Source organism: Mesorhizobium sp. M7A.F.Ca.MR.176.00.0.0 (assembly GCF_004023165.1).
Classification (GTDB): domain Bacteria; phylum Pseudomonadota; class Alphaproteobacteria; order Rhizobiales; family Rhizobiaceae; genus Mesorhizobium.
The window spans coordinates 10,374-26,454 of sequence record NZ_RZTC01000088.1 but is presented as its reverse complement, the minus strand read 5'-3'; the positions used below and the strand labels follow the sequence as shown (position 1 = coordinate 26,454).

At 63.7% G+C, this 16,081-nt stretch carries 13 protein-coding genes; 8 read left to right on the top strand and 5 right to left on the bottom strand.

All coding sequences use genetic code 11. The features are described from left to right. Positions 1-35 precede the first annotated feature (35 nt). Positions 36-2,138 (bottom strand): bifunctional rhamnulose-1-phosphate aldolase/short-chain dehydrogenase, encoded by a 2,103-nt coding sequence (locus EOB59_RS24950; RefSeq protein ID WP_128289467.1) that lies wholly within the window; start codon positions 2,136-2,138, stop codon positions 36-38. Positions 2,139-2,322: 184 nt separating this feature from the next. Here EOB59_RS24950 and EOB59_RS24945 point away from each other — a divergent pair, with 184 nt between their 5' ends. The 7 genes from EOB59_RS24945 (at position 2,323) to EOB59_RS24915 (ending at position 9,462) form a co-directional block, all read left to right on the top strand. Next, entirely contained in the window at positions 2,323-3,132 is an 810-nt protein-coding gene (locus tag EOB59_RS24945; RefSeq protein ID WP_127397397.1) for a DeoR/GlpR family DNA-binding transcription regulator, read from the top strand. 55 nt (positions 3,133-3,187) lie between these two features. Beyond that, positions 3,188-4,183: a rhamnose ABC transporter substrate-binding protein gene (gene rhaS, locus EOB59_RS24940; RefSeq protein WP_013533599.1), complete on the top strand. Its 996-nt coding sequence runs from the start codon at positions 3,188-3,190 to the stop codon at positions 4,181-4,183. An 84-nt stretch (positions 4,184-4,267) separates the two neighbouring features. Beyond that, positions 4,268-5,809: a sugar ABC transporter ATP-binding protein gene (locus EOB59_RS24935; RefSeq protein WP_127807915.1), complete on the top strand. Its 1,542-nt coding sequence runs from the start codon at positions 4,268-4,270 to the stop codon at positions 5,807-5,809. Further along, the gene (locus EOB59_RS24930; protein WP_127807916.1) at positions 5,806-6,780 is read left to right on the top strand and encodes an ABC transporter permease; all 975 of its coding nucleotides are present in this window, start codon (positions 5,806-5,808) and stop codon (positions 6,778-6,780) included. Before EOB59_RS24935 ends, EOB59_RS24930 begins: the two co-directional genes overlap by 4 nt. Continuing rightward, positions 6,777-7,772, top strand: coding sequence for an ABC transporter permease (locus tag EOB59_RS24925; protein WP_127396711.1), 996 nt, complete (start codon positions 6,777-6,779; stop codon positions 7,770-7,772). Before EOB59_RS24930 ends, EOB59_RS24925 begins: the two co-directional genes overlap by 4 nt. Further along, positions 7,772-8,089, top strand: coding sequence for an L-rhamnose mutarotase (gene rhaM / locus EOB59_RS24920; protein ID WP_128289466.1), 318 nt, complete (start codon positions 7,772-7,774; stop codon positions 8,087-8,089). Before EOB59_RS24925 ends, rhaM begins: the two co-directional genes overlap by 1 nt. Beyond that, a complete protein-coding gene (locus tag EOB59_RS24915; protein ID WP_128289465.1) occupies positions 8,086-9,462 on the top strand; it encodes an FGGY-family carbohydrate kinase in 1,377 nt (458 codons plus the stop codon). Before rhaM ends, EOB59_RS24915 begins: the two co-directional genes overlap by 4 nt. Here the strand turns inward: EOB59_RS24915 and EOB59_RS24910 are convergent, their stop codons facing one another. From EOB59_RS24910 to galE, 3 genes are all read right to left on the bottom strand, one after another. Further along, positions 9,463-11,289, bottom strand: coding sequence for an alanine racemase (locus EOB59_RS24910; protein ID WP_128289464.1), 1,827 nt, complete (start codon positions 11,287-11,289; stop codon positions 9,463-9,465). It lies immediately after the preceding gene. Positions 11,290-11,291: 2 nt separating this feature from the next. Continuing rightward, positions 11,292-12,542: a D-amino acid dehydrogenase gene (locus EOB59_RS24905; RefSeq protein ID WP_128289463.1), complete on the bottom strand. Its 1,251-nt coding sequence runs from the start codon at positions 12,540-12,542 to the stop codon at positions 11,292-11,294. A 105-nt stretch (positions 12,543-12,647) separates the two neighbouring features. Further along, positions 12,648-13,643 carry a UDP-glucose 4-epimerase GalE gene (galE, locus tag EOB59_RS24900; RefSeq protein ID WP_128289462.1) on the bottom strand — a complete coding sequence of 332 codons (996 nt, stop codon included), beginning with the start codon at positions 13,641-13,643 and terminating at the stop codon, positions 12,648-12,650. A gap of 267 nt (positions 13,644-13,910) precedes the next feature. Between galE and hemA the strand changes: the two genes are divergently transcribed. Continuing rightward, complete coding sequence (gene hemA / locus EOB59_RS24895; protein WP_127270796.1) at positions 13,911-15,188, top strand: 5-aminolevulinate synthase; 1,278 nt, start codon at positions 13,911-13,913, stop codon at positions 15,186-15,188. Between the two features lie 73 nt (positions 15,189-15,261). Here hemA and EOB59_RS24890 read toward each other — a convergent pair. Further along, positions 15,262-16,081, bottom strand: an 820-nt coding sequence (locus tag EOB59_RS24890) for an aminotransferase class I/II-fold pyridoxal phosphate-dependent enzyme (RefSeq protein WP_245486741.1), incomplete at its 5' end; no start/stop codon positions are given.

Genomic DNA, 16,081 nt, shown 5'->3' with positions numbered 1-16,081 from the left:
CTCCCCGTATAGTGACGGGGAGAAGGGCGAAGCGGCTAGCGCGTAAAGCTCTGGGCGTTGCCCGCGTCGACATTGATGATGTTGCCGGTCGACTTGGCCGACATGTCGGACGCCAGGAAATAGATCGCTTCGGCGATATCTTCCGGGAAGACCGAGCGCTTCAGCATCGAACGCGAGCGATAATGCTCCTCCAGATCGTCGGTCGACATCTTGTAGGCGGCGGCGCGCTGTTCCTTCCACTCGCCAGTCCAGATCTTCGAGCCGCGAAGCACCGCGTCCGGGTTGACGACATTGACCCTGATCTGCGCCTCCGCGCCCTCCAGCGCCAGACAGCGGGCGAGGTGGATCTCGGCGGCCTTGGCCGTGCAATAGGCGGCGGCGTTGGGCGATGCGGCAAGGCCGTTCTTGGAGGCGACGAAGACGACGTTGCCGCCGATCTTCTGCGCGCGGAACAGCCGGAACGCTTCCCGCGAGACCAGGAAATAGCCGGTCGACAGGATGTCCAAGTTCTTGTTCCACAGCGCCAGCGTCGTCTCCTCGATCGGCGCCGAGGAGGCGAGCCCTGCATTCGACACCAGAATGTCGATGCCGCCGAACTCGACCGCTGTCTCGGCAAAGCCGGAGATAACCTGTTCCTCCGAGGTGACGTTGATCAGCACCGGGCGGACGAAATCCTTGCCATAGACTTTGGCCAGTTCGTCATTGGCGCTGGCTAGCGCTGCCTCGTCTATGTCGGCCAGCACCACGCAGGCGCCTTCGCGCAGCAGCCGGTTGGCCGTGGCGCGGCCGATGCCGCCGGCGCCACCCGTGACCAGCGCGATCTGGCCGGCAAGCGACTTCGCCTTCGGCATACGCTGCAGCTTCAGGTCCTCGAGCAGCCAGTATTCGATGTCGAAGGCTTCCTGTGCAGGCAGGCCGACATAGGACGAGACGGTCGAGGCGCCGCGCATGACGTTGATGGCGTTGACATAGAATTCGCCCGAAATGCGCGCCGTCGCCTTGTCGCCGGCGAAGGTGAACATGCCGACGCCGGGCATCAGGTAGACGACGGCATTGGGATCGCGGATGACGGGCGAGTCCGGATGCTTGCAGCTGTCGTAGTAGGCCTGGTAGCCGACGCGATAGGCTGCGATGTCGTCGGCAAGCCGCGCAATCACCGCATCGACATCGGGCTTGGCCGGATCGAATTCGATGACCAGCGGGCGGATCTTGGTGCGCAGGAAATGGTCGGGGCACGAGGTGCCGAGTGCCGCCAGCGGGCGCAGATCCCTGGAATTGACGAATTCGAGCACGGCGGCGGAATCATCGAAATGGCCTGTTTTGTGGCTCTTCTCCGAGATCAGGCCGCGAATCCTCGGCATCAGTTTGGCCGCGATGGCACGGCGCTCGGTGGCGTCGAGTGCCTTGACCACTTCACCGCCAAAGATAGCGACACCCTCGGAGCGGGGCTCGAACCATTCGATCGCCTGGTTGATCACCGAGATCGTCGTCTCGTAGCATTCCCTGGGGGTGTCGCCCCAGGTGAACAGGCCGTGGCTTTCCAGGATGACACCCTTGGCATCGGGGTGTTCGAGGCAGAATTTCTCCAGCCACAGGCCGAGTTCGAAGCCCGGGCGCTTCCACGGCAACCAGCCGATGGCGTCGCCGAAGATTTGTTTCGTCAGCGCCTTCGAATCCTTCGCGGCGGCAATGGCGATGATGGCATCGGGATGCATGTGGTCGACAAAAGGCTTCGGCACGTAGGCGTGCAACGGCGTGTCGATAGAGGCCGAGCGTGGATTGAGGTTGAAGGTGCAGTGCGGCAGGAAGCCGACCATTTCATCTTCGTGTTCGACGCCGCGATAGAGACCTTTGAGCGCGCGCAGCTTGTCCATGTAGAGCGTGGCAAAGCCGTCCAGCTTGATCGAGGCGCTGTCGCCGCCCGATCCCTTGACCCACAGCACTTCGACATCCTCGCCGGTGAGCGGGTCTCTCTGCCAGATCTTCGACGACGTGTTGCCGCCGCCATAATTGGTGACGCGCTTGTCGGAACCGAGCGTGTTCGAGCGGTAGACCAGAAGTTCCGGCCCGCTCATCGCGTGAGCCTTGGCCTCATCCCACAGATTGGCGAGGCGCGCGCCGGTGCGCTTGTCGAGCATATGCAATCCTCCCAAAGGCACGCAAAAGGCGCGGCCATTTGGTCCGAATTTCCACGGAAGCAGCCGGCTTGTCAATCACAAACGATCAATATCGATCATATTGCACTGCACAATGAAATTATATGATCGGAAATGATTGACACTGCGCGTTTTGGGTGCCTAGATGCTCAGGCAGGGAGGAACCATGCACGAAAAAGAGCGCCACAGGATCATTCTGTCCGCCGTCCAGGAAAAGCCTGTGGTGACGGTGCAGGAGATGGTCGACCTGACGGAGTCCTCCGAGGCGACGATCCGGCGCGATATCGCGGCTCTCCACGTCCAGAAGCGGCTGCGGCGCGTGCGCGGCGGCGCCGAGGCAATCTCGCCGCCGCAGTTCATCGGGCTGGCCGGCCGGCCCTTTTCCGTCAACGAAACGATCAACGCCTCGCAGAAGCGGTCGATCGCGCGTGAAGCGGTAGAGCTGTGCAAGGACGGCGAACCAATCATCATCAATGGCGGCACCACCACGTTCCAGATGGTGCATTTCCTGACCGGCCGCCGCATGCCGATCTTCACCAATTCGTTCCCGATCGCCGAGCACCTGCTCAAGCACTCCAAGAACACGGTGATGCTGTCGGGCGGCACCATTTATCGCGAGCAGAACATCATCCTGTCGCCCTTCGACAATGACGTGACGCGCAATTTCTATGCGCGCCGCATGTTCATGGGCGCGCAGGGTCTGGGGCCGCTCGGCCTGATGGAGGGCGATCCGCTTTTGATCCAGGCGGAGCAGAAACTGATCGACCAAGCCGACGAGTTGGTGGTGCTGGTCGATTCCTCGAAATTCCGCAAACGCTCCAGCCTGATCCTGTGCGGCCTGTCGCGCATCGCCACCGTCATCACCGATGACGGCATCGAGGATCGCGAAGCCAAGATGCTGGAGACCGCGGGGGTGACGCTGATCGTCGCCCGCACATCCGCGACCAACAAGGAAGAATCTTCACTGCAGGCCTGAGGCCAACTCGCGCTCGCAGCGACGATGGAATGCAACGCTCAAGGGAGGAAATTCGATGAGCTTCTTGAAGAAATTGATGGTGACGGCTGCATTCTCAGCCGCCATGTTCGTGAATGCCGCCTATGCCGAAAACGTCAAGATCGCACTGGTGGTGAAATCGCTCGGCAACGGCTTCTTCGATGCCGCCAACAAGGGCGCCGAAGAGGCGGCCAAGGAACTCGGCGATGTCGACATCATCTACACCGGCCCGACCAAGGCGACCGCCGAAGCGCAGATCGAAGTGGTCAATTCGCTGATCGCGCAGAAGGTCAACGCCATCGCCATTTCGGCCAATGACGCCGACGCCTTGGTGCCGGTGCTGAAGAAGGCCATGGAACGCGGCATCACCGTCATCTCGTGGGATTCGGGCGTCGCTAAGGAAGGCCGCCAGCTTCACCTCAACCCGTCCGATACCGGCCTGATCGGTGAGACCATCATCAAGCTTGCCGCCGACCACCTGCCGGAAGGCGGCGAGGTCGCCATCCTGTCGGCCTCCTCGACCGCCACCAACCAGAACGCCTGGATCGACGCGGCCAAGAAAATCCTGCCGGAGAAGTTCCCCAAGATCAAACTCGTCGCCACCGTCTATGGCGATGACGATTCGGCCAAGAGCACCGACGAAGCCAAGGGCCTGTTGAAGTCCTATCCGAACCTCAAGGCGATCATCGCGCCGACCACCGTCGGCGTCGTCGCCGCCGCCCAGGTCGTCACCGACGAGAACCTGATCGGCAAGGTCAATGTCACCGGCCTCGCGCTGCCGTCCGAGTTCAAGAAGTTCATCGACAACGGTTCCAGTCAGGCGGTTGCCCTGTGGAACCCGATCGACCTCGGCTACTCGGCCGTCTACCTCGCCCATGATCTGGCGGTGAAGAAGGAAGAGGCGAAGCCCGGCGCCACGCTGTCGATCGGCCGCGTCGGCAAGGTCACGCTCGACGACACCAACTCGGCTGCGATGGCTCCGCCCTTCCAGTTCGACAAGTCGAACATCGAAAAGTTCTCCAAGATCTATTGATCTGGAGTTCTCTAGAGCTGACGCGGCGGGGCTCACGTCCCGCCGCGACTTTAAACGAACCTTGTTTCAGGGCTTGATACGATTATGGACACGACAGCCCAACACGGCGCGGTGAAGGAGCGGCCTCCGGCCCCGGCTCCACGCCTGACGCTGTCCGGCATCTCAAAAAGCTTTCCCGGCGTGCGCGCGCTGCACAATGTCAGCCTGTCGCTCTACCCCGGCCAGGTGACGGCGCTGATCGGCGAAAACGGCGCCGGCAAGTCGACGCTGGTCAAGATCATGACCGGCATCTACCAGCCCGACGGAGGTACCATCAGCATCGACGGCCAGGCCGTCACCCTGCCCAGCGCGCATGCCGCCTTTGGCCATGGCGTCACCGCCATCCACCAGGAAACCGTGCTGTTCGACGATCTGAGCGTCGCCGAAAACATCTTTCTCGGCCATGCGCCGCGCACGCGTTTGCGCACCATCGACTGGCGCACGATGCGCAAAAATGCGCGCGAAGTGCTCGACACCATGCATGCCGGCCATATCGACGCCGACGCGCGGTTGAAGGACCTCGGCATCGCCAACAAACATCTGGTCGCCGTCGCGCGCGCCATGTCGATCGACGCGCAGATCGTCATCATGGACGAGCCGACCGCCGCGCTCTCGATGAAGGAGATCGAGGAGCTCTTTTTGCTGATCGAGTTCCTCAAGAGCGACGGAAAGGCGATCCTGTTCATCAGCCACAAGTTCGACGAGATCTACCGTATCGCCGACCGCTACACGGTGTTCCGCGATGGCGAGATGGTCGGCGAAGGCCTGATCAAGGATGCCGGCCAGAGCCAGATCGTGCGCCTGATGGTCGGCCGCGCGGTCGATCACATCTTCCCGCAGCGCAAGGCGGAGATAGGCGCGCCGGTGCTCTCCGTTTCCGGCCTGTCGCATCCGACCGAATTCAACGACATCGGCTTCGAACTGCACAAGGGCGAGATCCTCGGCTTCTACGGCCTGGTCGGCGCCGGCCGCAGCGAGGTGATGCAGGCGATATCGGGCATCACCCGCACATCAGCCGGCACGATCACGCTGGAAGGCAAGACGCTCGCGCCGAAATCGGCGGCGGATTCGATCGATGCCGGGATCGTCTACGTGCCCGAAGAACGCGGCAAACAAGGCGTGGTGATCGGCCTGCCGATCTTCCAGAACGTCTCGCTGCCTTCACTCAAGCGCACATCGAAGTCCGGCCTGCTGCGGCTGTCGGAGGAGTTCGATCTGGCCCGCTCCTACACCGAGCGGCTCGACCTCAGGGCCTCCTCGCTCAGCCAGGACGTCGGCACGCTGTCGGGCGGCAACCAGCAGAAGATCGTCATCGCCAAATGGCTGGCGACGTCGCCCAAGGTGATCATCCTGGACGAGCCGACCAAGGGCATCGACATCGGCTCGAAGGCCGCCGTGCACGGCTTCATGGCCGAGTTGGTGGCGCAAGGCCTGTCGGTGATCATGGTGTCCTCCGAGCTGCCCGAAATCCTCGGCATGTCCGACCGCGTCGTGGTCATGCGCGAGGGGCTCGTCGCGGCGGTCTACGACAACAAGGGGTTGGACGCCGAGACGCTGGTTCGGACGGCAGCGGGGATCGCGGCATGAAGGCTTTCCTGAAATACCGTGAAATCTGGCTGTTGGCGGCCATCGTCGTGCTGATCGGCCTGATTTCGACGCGTTTCCCGGCCTTTGCCGACCCCGGCAATCTGCGTCAGGTGTTCAACGACACCTCGATCCTGATGATCCTGGCGCTCGGCCAGATGGTGGTCATCCTGACCCGGTCGATCGATCTGTCGATGGCGTCCAATCTCTGCTTCACCGGCATGGTGGTGGCGATGCTGAACGCCGCGCATCCGGCGATCCCGATCCCGCTGCTGATCGTCATTGCGCTGGCCGTCGGTCTGGCGCTCGGCGCCATCAACGGCCTTTTGGTCTGGCGGCTGAACATCCCTTCGATCGTGGTGACATTGGGCACGCTGACCATCTATCGCGGCGCGACCTTCGTGCTGTCCGGTGGCGCCTGGGTCAATGCCGACAAGATGAGCCCGGACTTCATCGGCTTTCAGCGCGCCGCCTTCCTCGGCATTCCGGTGCTGTCGTGGATCGCCATCCTGGTCATTGCGCTGTTCTTCGTCCTGATGACGCGCACCGCGCTCGGCCGCTCGATCTATGCCATCGGCGTAAACCCGACGGCTTCCGTCTATGCCGGCATCGATGTCGGCCGCACCAAGTTCATCGTCTTCTGCATCTCCGGCATGATCGGCGGCCTGTCAGGCTATCTCTGGATCTCGCGCTATGTGATCGCGTCGGTCGAGGTCGCCAATGGCTATGAGCTCAACATCATCGCCGCCTGCGTCATCGGCGGCATCTCGATCGCCGGCGGCATCGGCTCGGTCGGCGGCGCGGTGCTCGGCGCATTGTTCCTCGGCATCATCTCCAACGCGCTGCCGGTCATCAACATCTCGCCCTTCTGGCAGATGGCGATTTCTGGCAGCGCCATCATCCTGGCCGTCGTGCTCAATGCGCGCGGCGAACGCCAGCAAGGCCGCATCATCCTCAGAAAGGTGGAGGCGTGACCGACATCCCTGCCCCGCGCCACATTCCCGACCGGCTCGACAAGCCGTTCCGTTCGGCGATCTTTTCCTGGGAAGCGCTGCTGGTCGTTGTGGCCGTCGCCATCTTCGCCATCAACAGCTTCGCCTCGCCCTATTTCCTCGACCCGTATTCGCTGTCCGATCTCACCTTCAATTTCACAGAGAAAGGCCTGATCGCCTTCGCCATGGCGCTGCTGATCATCTCGGGCGAGATCGATCTGTCGGTGGCCGCCATCATTGCGCTGGCGTCGACGATGATGGGCATGGCGGTGCAGGCCGGCGCCGGCACGCCGGTGCTGGTAGCGATCGGCATCGTCGTCGGGCTCGGCTGCGGCGCCTTCAACGGTCTGCTGGTGACAAGGCTCGGTCTGCCGTCGATCGTCGTCACCATCGGCACGATGAGCCTGTTTCGCGGCATCGCCTTCATCATCCTCGGAGACCAGGCCTACAAGGGCTATCCCTCAAGCTTCGCCTTCTTCGGCCAGGGCTATGTCTGGTGGGTGGTGTCGTTCGAGCTGGTGCTCTTCCTCATTGCGGCCGTCGTCTACTGGTTCCTGCTGCACCGTACGAGTTTCGGCCGACGCGTCTTCGCCATCGGCAACAATCCGATAGCTGCGCAGTTTTCCGGCGTGCGCGTCGGCCGCACCAAGTTCATCCTGTTCTGCCTGACCGGGCTGATGTCGGGCATCGCCTCGGTGCTGATCACCTCGCGGCTCGGCTCGACGCGGCCATCGATCGCGCAGGGCTACGAGCTGGAAGTCATCACCATGGTGGTGCTCGGCGGCGTCAGTATCCTCGGCGGCGCCGGCAGCATTGTTGGGGTCGTGCTCGCAGCCTTCATCATGGGACTGGTGACCTTCGGGCTCGGCCTGCTCAATGTGCCCGGCATCGTCATGTCGATCTTTATAGGTCTGCTGCTGATCATCGTCATCGCCTTGCCGATCGTCTGGCGGCGATTGCGCGGAGGGCGCTGATGCCGCAGAAATACGCGTTCAAAATGAAGCTGAAGCCCGGCATGAAGGCCGAGTACAAGAAGCGCCACGACGAGATCTGGCCGTCACTGGTCGCGCTGCTGAAGCAGGCCGGCGTCTCCGATTATTCCATCCATCTCGACGAGGAGACCAATATCCTGTTCGGTGTTCTGTGGCGGCGTGACGACCACGGCATGGACGAATTGCCCGGGCATTCGGTGATGCAGCGCTGGTGGGCTGAAATGGCCGACATCATGGAAACCAGGCAGGACAACGAGCCGGTGGCCGTGCCGTTGGAAACCGTGTTCCACATGGCATGAGTGCGATGCGCCACATCGCCGTCATCGACATCGGCAAGACCAACGCCAAGGTGGCGCTGGTCGACCTCGCGACGTTGAGCGAGGTGGCGCTGCGCCGCATGTCCAATGCGCCGGTGCGACAGGCGCCTTACCCGCACCACGATGTAGAGGCGCTATGGACGTTCATCCTCGAAAGCCTTGCCGGCCTCAACCGCGAACAGCGCATCGACGCCATTTCGATCACCACCCATGGCGCGACGGGCGTGCTGGTCGACGCGGCGGGCGAACTTGTGCTGCCGGTGCTCGACTATGAGTTCGATGGCCCCGACGGGCTGGCAGCGGATTATGACGCGATCCGCCCGCCCTTCTCCGAGACCGGCACGCCGCGCCTGCCGCTCGGCCTCAATCTTGGTGCTCAATTCTTCTGGCAGCAGAAGAGCTTCCCGGCGGAATTCGCCAGGGCCGCCGCGATGCTGATGTACCCGCAATACTGGGCGCTGCGCCTGACCGGCATCGCCGCCAACGAGGTCACCTCGCTCGGCTGCCACACCGATCTGTGGAATCCGTGGACGGCGGATTTTTCATCGTTGGTCGACAGGCTGGACTGGCGCGGCCTGATGGCGCCGGTGCGGCCGGCCAGCGATCGCCTCGGCCCGATCCTGCCCATCGTTGCGATGCGAACCGGACTCGATCCGCAAACGCCGGTGTTCTGCGGCCTGCATGATTCCAACGCCTCGCTTCTGCCGCATCTTCTCTCCGACAAACCGCCTTTCTCCGTCGTCTCGACCGGCACCTGGGTGGTGTCGATGGCGGTCGGCGGCAAACAGATTGCGCTGGATGCCGCGCGCGACACGCTGGTCAATGTCAACGCGCTCGGCAAACCCGTTCCCTCGGCGCGCTTCATGGGCGGCCGCGAGTTTTCCGTGCTGACAAAGGACCAGCCGGAGCAGTGGACCGAGGATGATGTCGGCGCCGTGCTGGCGCGAAAGATGCTGCTGCTGCCGTCGACCCAGCAAGGCTCGGGGCCGTTCCCGCACCATGCCGCGGCATGGGTCAATGCCGACGGCCTGAACAGCGGCCAGCGCTTTGCCGCCATCTCGTTCTATCTGGCATTGATGACGGCAACCTGCCTCGAGTTGATCGGCGCGGACGGCCCGACCACGGTCGAAGGCCCCTTTGCCCGCAACCGGCTCTTTGTCGGCATGCTGGCGGCAGCCACGGCGCGCGCCGTTGTTGCGTCCGAGGCCGCCACCGGCACCAGCATCGGCGCCGCGCTGCTGGCATCCGATCGGCCGGCGACGCACGGCAAGGGCGAAAGAATAGAACCTCCTGTAGACCCGGCCTGGGCCGACTATGTCAGCGCATGGCGGGGGGCAGTCGAAGCGCAGGGCTGATCAGAGAATCCGTTTGCCGAAAGCCGACATGACGAAGTTGACCGCGTCGGTGCCGATCCGCGGCTCCAGATCCGCCGTCAGGCCCGAAACATCCATCGACAGCAAGCCACCGGAGAGCGCGATCGCCTCCATCGCCTGGTGTGTTTCGCGCACGGTCAGCCCGCCGGAGCCCGCCGCCCAGCCGGCGAATTCGGTTGCGGTGGGCGAATAGCTGACATGAAAGCCTTGCGTGCCTGAGGTGGCGATGCGAATCGCTTCATGCATCAGGTCGCGCATGCCCATGGCGTCGATGTCGGTCATGGTGAAGGCCGACACGCGCGAATCTTTCAGCACCCGCGCCTCGGCCGGATCGGCGTGACGCAGGCCGACGATGACGACATTTTCCGGCGACAGCTGCGGCTGCAGCGCGCCGGCCTTGTGATCGAGCCCGAGCGATCGCGCCAGGACCGAACATTCCGGCAGGTCGATGCCCTCCTCGTCCTCTGGCATCAGGGCGGCGATGGAATCGATCCAGATCAGGCCGAAAGAATGCGTCGCGCGCGCCGTCGCGGTCAGCGCCTTGTGGGCGATGCGACGATCGACGCCGGCAATCAGCCGGACCAGCCCCGATGGCGGCCGCTCGACATCGGCGAGTTCCACCACGTCGAAGTTCATCGCTTCCAGCCGGGCGCCGGTGCTTTCCCGGGCCAGGATGCCGGCGGCCCCCTGCCCGGCCGTGATCTGCACCATCTTGCGGCCGGAAAAATCCTCGACATCATGCATCGGGGCCTTCTCGACATATTCCGAGGTCATCGCCAAAAGCATGGCGCCATAGCTCATGCGGAAGGCGACGCGGTCGCCGACGGAGGGCCTCGGGTCGGCATCGGCGACATCCAAAAGCAGATGGTCGCTGGAGGCGCCGAGCACCCTTATCCCCCTCGCAATCGGCGTCAGTCCCTCGACCAGCACATCCTCACGGCCGATATTGGCGATGGCGCGCAGCCTGTCGCCTTCGTCGGGGAAGACCGGCTGGTTGCCGAAGGCGTCGTAGCCCGATTGGCCGATCGGTCGTGACGGCTTGAGCTTGACCTCGATGATGTCGCTGGTCAGCCGGCAGGCATCGGGTTCGAGCTCCGCCCACGGCGTGTCGCGGAAGGTCTCGACACCACCCTGCAGGATCGCCTCGCCGACCCGCAGATTGTTGATGCCGGCCGGCAACTTGCCTTCGAGCAGCAGCGGCAGCGACGACGAGGCGCCGCCGGAAATCCAGTCGAGGCTTTTGCCCGACAGGCGTTCGGTCTTGTAGGCGTGGGCGACGAGTTGGCCGAGATTTTCCGGCGTCGGCATGATGGCGCCGAAACAGCCGAGATTGGTGCCGATGCCGGCAATGCGAACGCCCTTGAACTGCAGTATCTGCTCGACCGTGGGGATCAGGTCGTTCGGCCAGATGCCTTCGCGCAGATCGCCGAGATCGATCATCAGCATGATGTCGTGGATGCGGCCCATGCGCTCGGCGATGCGCGATATCTCGCGGATGGTGGCGAGTTCCGACTGCAGACTGATGTCGACGGTGCGCACCACCTCCTCGACACGCGCCATCGGCGGGCTGCGCAACAGCATGATCGGCGCGTTGATGCCGCTGTCGCGCAGCCGGCGGATGTTCTCGAAACGCGATTCGGCGATGCCGGCGACACCGCCGCGCAACATGGCGCGCGCCACTTGCGGCATGCCGCAAGTGCCCTTGGTGACGCCGAACACTTTTATGCCCGACAGCGCGCAGCGCTCGACGATGGTGCGCGCATTGCGCTCGATGCGGCCAAGGTCGATGGCGACTTGCGGTCCCGACATCGCTACCCCCCGTAGACCAGCCCCTGCGGGTCGATCTCCGGCTTGCGGCCGGCGACGAGGTCGGCAAGGAATTTGCCGGAGCCGCAGGCCATGGTCCAGCCGACATGGCCGTGGCCGGTGTCGAGATAGAGATTCTTGTAGCGAGCCTGGCCGATGACCGGCACCGAGTTCGGCATCATCGGCCGCAGACCGGCCCAGAACACAGCCTTCTTCTCGTCGAAGGCACCCGGGAAAAGATCCTTGCCGGTGCTGATGATCGTCTTGAAATCGGCGGGCTTGAAAGTTCGGTCGAAGCCGGTGAATTCGGCCGTCGAGGACATTCGCAAGCGGTTGCCCAGCCTGGAATAGCCGATCAGCCGGTCCTCGTCGGCGCCGCCCATGGTCGGTCCCTTGCTTTCGTCCTCCAGGGGAATCGTCGCGGTATAGCCCTTTACCGGATAGACAGGCAGGTCGATGCCGTAGCGGCGCCCGAGCAGGCCGCTCTCCGGTCCCATCGAGATGACCACGGCATCGCCGGCGACCGGGCCGGCCGACGTCATCACCGCGCGCACATGATCGCCCTCGATGTCGAGGCCTTCGACTGTCGTGCCGAACAGGAATTTGACGCCGAGCTTCTCGGCAGCATAGGCGGCCAGCCTGTCGACAAACTGCTTGGAATCTCCGGTCTGGTCGGTTGGCGAATAGACGCCCCCGGCAATCTTGTCCTTGACGCCGGCAAGGCCTGGTTCCAGTTCGACCAGCCGGTCGCGGCCGACGATTTCGATCGGCAGGCCGTGCCTGGCAAGATAACGGTAATTGTCGGTACCGGTGTCGAGGCTCTTTTGCGAGCGGAAGAAATAGAGGATGCCCTTCTTGCGCTCGTCGTAGTGGATGCCGGTCGCTTCCGAAAGCGCATTGATGCAGTCACGCGAATAGAGCGCGAGCCTGAGCTTGATGTCGGTGTTGGCGCGCAGGCGCGCCACCGTGCACTGGCGCAGGAAACGCAGGCTCCAGGCGAGGAAATAGGGATCGAGGCGCAGCCTGACCTTGATGCCGAGATCATGGTTGTAGAGCCCGCGCAGGAAAGTCTTCAAAGCCGCCGGCGAGGCCCAGGCGGTGGCGTCACCCGGTGACACCAGGCCGGCATTGGACTGGCTGGTGCCTTGTGCCGCCGCCGGATGGCGCTCGATCACTGTCACCTCATGGCCGTCGCTGGCCAGATAATAGGCGGCCGCCGTACCGACGACACCGGCCCCGAGCACCGTTATTTTCATGCCATCCCCCAAGAGCTCCTCGCGGCGCGGCGCCTCCGCACCTTGCCGCGAACGCCTTCAATAGCGCTTCGCTGCCCGCCTTGCGAGCCCTTGGGAGAACCCGGCTCAGCCGCGCGCGGAGTTCTTGCCGGTCAAGATGCGCTCCCAGGCGAGCGCGTCGGCGACGATCTGGTCGAGATCGTCGCGTTGCGGGGTCCAGCCGAGTTCAGCGCGGGCGAGATCCGAATTGGCGACCACCGCCGCGGCGTCGCCGGGACGGCGATCGCCCATCTTCACCTCGAAATCATGGCCGAAGGCGCGGCGCACGCTGTCGATGACCTCGAGCACCGAGTAGCCATGGCTGTAGCCGCAATTGGCGACGAGGCTTTGTCCCCCGGCACGCAGCCGCTGCACGGCCAGGCGATGCGCCGCCGCCAGGTCGCTGACATGGATGTAGTCGCGCATGCAGGTGCCGTCCGGCGTCGGATAATCGGTGCCGAACACCTGCATGAACGGCCGCTTGCCAAGTGCCGTCTCGCAGGCGACCTTGATCAGATGGGTGGCGCCCGGCGTCGACTGGCCGGTGCGGCCCTTCGGGTCGGCGCCGGCGACGTTGAAGTAGCGCAGCGCGGTATAGCGCAGGCCATGCGCGATCGACGCGTCGCGCAGCATCCACTCACTCATCAGCTTGGACAGGCCATAGGGCGATTCCGGCGACAGGCGGGCGTCCTCGCGCACCGGCTCCAGCCCGGCCCCGCCATAGACGGCGGCGGTCGATGAAAAAATGAAATTGGGCACGCCTTCGCGCACCGCGGTTTCGATCAGCGTGCGCGTCTTCGAGGTGTTGTTCTCGTAGTAGCTGAGCGGGTCGGCGACCGATTCCGGAACCACGATCGAGCCGGCGAAATGAATGATCGCGTCGACCTTGTTCTCCCTGATGACCGAGCCGACCAATTCCCTGTCGGCGACGTCGCCGACGACCAGCTTCGCCTCCGGCGCCACCGCCCATTCAAAACCGGTGGAAAGGCGATCGAGGACGACCACGCTCTCGCCGGCATCAAGCAACTCCCAGACCATGTGGCTGCCGATATAACCGGCACCGCCTGTAACCAAAACCGTCATCCGCGTCCTCGCTTATCCAAGATTTATCGGAAACTGTCTCAACCCCCGCTCTACTGGAAAGCCCGCCGCATAACCATTGAAACCGTGGTAACCGGCATCGCCGGCTAGGGGCATCGTCCTGAAACAAAGTTGATCCACATCAAGGGAATAGGCCACGATCCGTGATCGTTAGGAACAGGTCCGGGGCGTGGCATTTTGACCAAAAAGGCCAGGTGGACGACCAACAGGCCAATGATTATGATCCCGCGCAAAAATTGGGAAGCCTATATGAACTATCAGCGGTTCTTCGAGGAAGCGATCGACCAGCTCCATGCCGAGCGTCGCTACCGCGTTTTCGCCGACCTGGAGCGGATCGCGGGCAAGTTCCCGCGCGCCATCTGGCGTTCCAATGGCCGCGCCGAGGAAATCACCGTCTGGTGCTCCAACGACTATCTCGGCATGGGCCAGCATCCCGACGTCATCGCCGCGTTCCAGAATACCGCTGGCAAGATGGGTTCGGGCGCCGGCGGCACCCGCAACATTTCCGGCACGTCGAACCCGCTGGTCGAGCTCGAGGTGGAGCTTGCCGACCTGCACGACAAGGAAGCGGCACTGGTCTTCACCTCCGGTTTCGTCTCCAACGAAGCCTCGATCTCGACCATCGCGAAGCTTTTGCCCAACTGCCTGATCATCTCGGACGAACTGAACCACGCCTCGATGATCGAAGGCGTGCGGCGTTCCGGCGCCGAGAAGAAGATCTTCCGCCACAACGACGTCGCGCATCTGGAAAGCCTTTTGCAGGCGGCTGGACGCGAACGCGCCAAGCTGATCGTCTTCGAAAGCGTCTACTCGATGGATGGCGACATCGCGCCGATCAAAGAGATCGTCGAGCTCGCCGAGCGCTACAACGCCATGACCTATATCGACGAGGTCCATGCCGTCGGCATGTACGGGCCGCGCGGCGGCGGCATCACCGAGCGCGAAGGCCTGGCCGACCGCATCGACATCATCGAAGGCACGCTGGCCAAGGCGTTCGGCACGCTGGGCGGCTACATCACCGGCACCAGCGCCGTGATCGACGCCGTGCGTTCCTATGCGCCGGGCTTCATCTTCACCACGGCACTGCCGCCGGCGATCGCGGCTGCCGCGACCGCGTCGATCCGCCATCTCAAGCGCTCGCAGGCCGAGCGCGACGCCCAGCAGCAGCAGGCGAGCCGAACCAAGCAGATCCTGTCGGCCGCCGGCCTGCCGGTGATGGACTCGCCGACCCACATCGTGCCGCTGCTGGTCGGCGATCCCGAGGCCTGCAAGATGGCCAGCGACCGCCTGCTCGGCGTGCACGGCATCTACATCCAGCCGATCAACTACCCGACCGTGCCGCGCGGCACCGAGCGGCTGCGCATCACGCCGACGCCGTTCCATTCCGATGCACTGATCGCCGAATTGCAGGATGCGCTGGTCGAGACCTGGGATGCGCTCGGCATCCCCTATGGCTCCGCCGGGCGGCCTTCGGTGGCCAAAAGCGACCGCATCATTCCCCTGCTGGTCCCCAAGTCAGGTGGCTGAAGCCGTTTGAAACTCTACTCCGGCGGCTATCTGGCTCGCCGGAGCGATTTTCAATCCGCGCTTCGTCGACGGCTCAAACTACCTTCATCCACTTCGCCAGCCGGTGTGCCGCTTCCTCGACCTGATCGAGGCGGCGGTGGAAACACAACCGCAAAAACGCCTCGCCGCCGGGGCCGAAAGCGGTGCCTGGCGCCAGGCCGACATTGGCCTTGTCGACAATGTCGAAGGCAGCGGTGCGTGAATCGGTGATGCCGTCGACAGTGAAAAACAGATAGAACGCGCCCTGCGGCACCGTGAACCGGGCGCGGCCGGTGGCGCCGAGAATGCCGCAGACAAGGTCGCGCGCCTTGCGCGCCCGCTCCACCTGTTCGGCAACGAAGGCATCGCCCTCGTCAAGGGCGGCGGCCGCGCCGCGCTGCATGAACTGGGCGACGCCGGAGTTCGAATACTGGATCAGGTTCTCGAACACCTGCTGCAAGCTCGGATGCGTCTTGATCCAGCCGACGCGCCAGCCGGTCATCGCCCAGTTCTTGGAGAAGGAGTTGACGTACAGGATGCGGTCTTCCGCCGACGCGATGTCGAGGAAGGACGGCGCGCGGCCGTGGCCATAGTGGAAAAGCGAATAGATCTCGTCGGCGATGATCCAGAGGTTTTTCGCGCGTGCCAGATTGAGGATGGCCTGCAAGGTCTCATGATCGGCGGTCCAGCCGGTTGGGTTCGACGGCGTGTTGATGAACAGCGCCTTTGTGCGCGGCGTGATCGAAGCCGCGATCTTCTCGACGTCGCAGGACCAGCCATTGCCGGAATGATCGAGCGTGACCGCGACTGGAATGGCTCCCGCTATCGCTGCCGCGGCATCGAAATTCGGCCAGGCCGGCGACAGATAAACCACC

Coding starts and splice junctions, on each gene's coding strand:
- EOB59_RS24915 (WP_128289465.1), top strand. CDS start 8,086: ATGAGTGCGATGCGCCACATCGCCGTCATCGACATCGGCAAGACCAAC.
- EOB59_RS24935 (WP_127807915.1), top strand. CDS start 4,268: ATGGACACGACAGCCCAACACGGCGCGGTGAAGGAGCGGCCTCCGGCC.
- rhaM (WP_128289466.1), top strand. CDS start 7,772: ATGCCGCAGAAATACGCGTTCAAAATGAAGCTGAAGCCCGGCATGAAG.
- EOB59_RS24930 (WP_127807916.1), top strand. CDS start 5,806: ATGAAGGCTTTCCTGAAATACCGTGAAATCTGGCTGTTGGCGGCCATC.
- galE (WP_128289462.1), bottom strand. CDS start 13,643: ATGACGGTTTTGGTTACAGGCGGTGCCGGTTATATCGGCAGCCACATG.
- EOB59_RS24950 (WP_128289467.1), bottom strand. CDS start 2,138: ATGCTCGACAAGCGCACCGGCGCGCGCCTCGCCAATCTGTGGGATGAG.
- EOB59_RS24905 (WP_128289463.1), bottom strand. CDS start 12,542: ATGAAAATAACGGTGCTCGGGGCCGGTGTCGTCGGTACGGCGGCCGCC.
- hemA (WP_127270796.1), top strand. CDS start 13,911: ATGAACTATCAGCGGTTCTTCGAGGAAGCGATCGACCAGCTCCATGCC.
- rhaS (WP_013533599.1), top strand. CDS start 3,188: ATGAGCTTCTTGAAGAAATTGATGGTGACGGCTGCATTCTCAGCCGCC.
- EOB59_RS24945 (WP_127397397.1), top strand. CDS start 2,323: ATGCACGAAAAAGAGCGCCACAGGATCATTCTGTCCGCCGTCCAGGAA.
- EOB59_RS24910 (WP_128289464.1), bottom strand. CDS start 11,289: ATGTCGGGACCGCAAGTCGCCATCGACCTTGGCCGCATCGAGCGCAAT.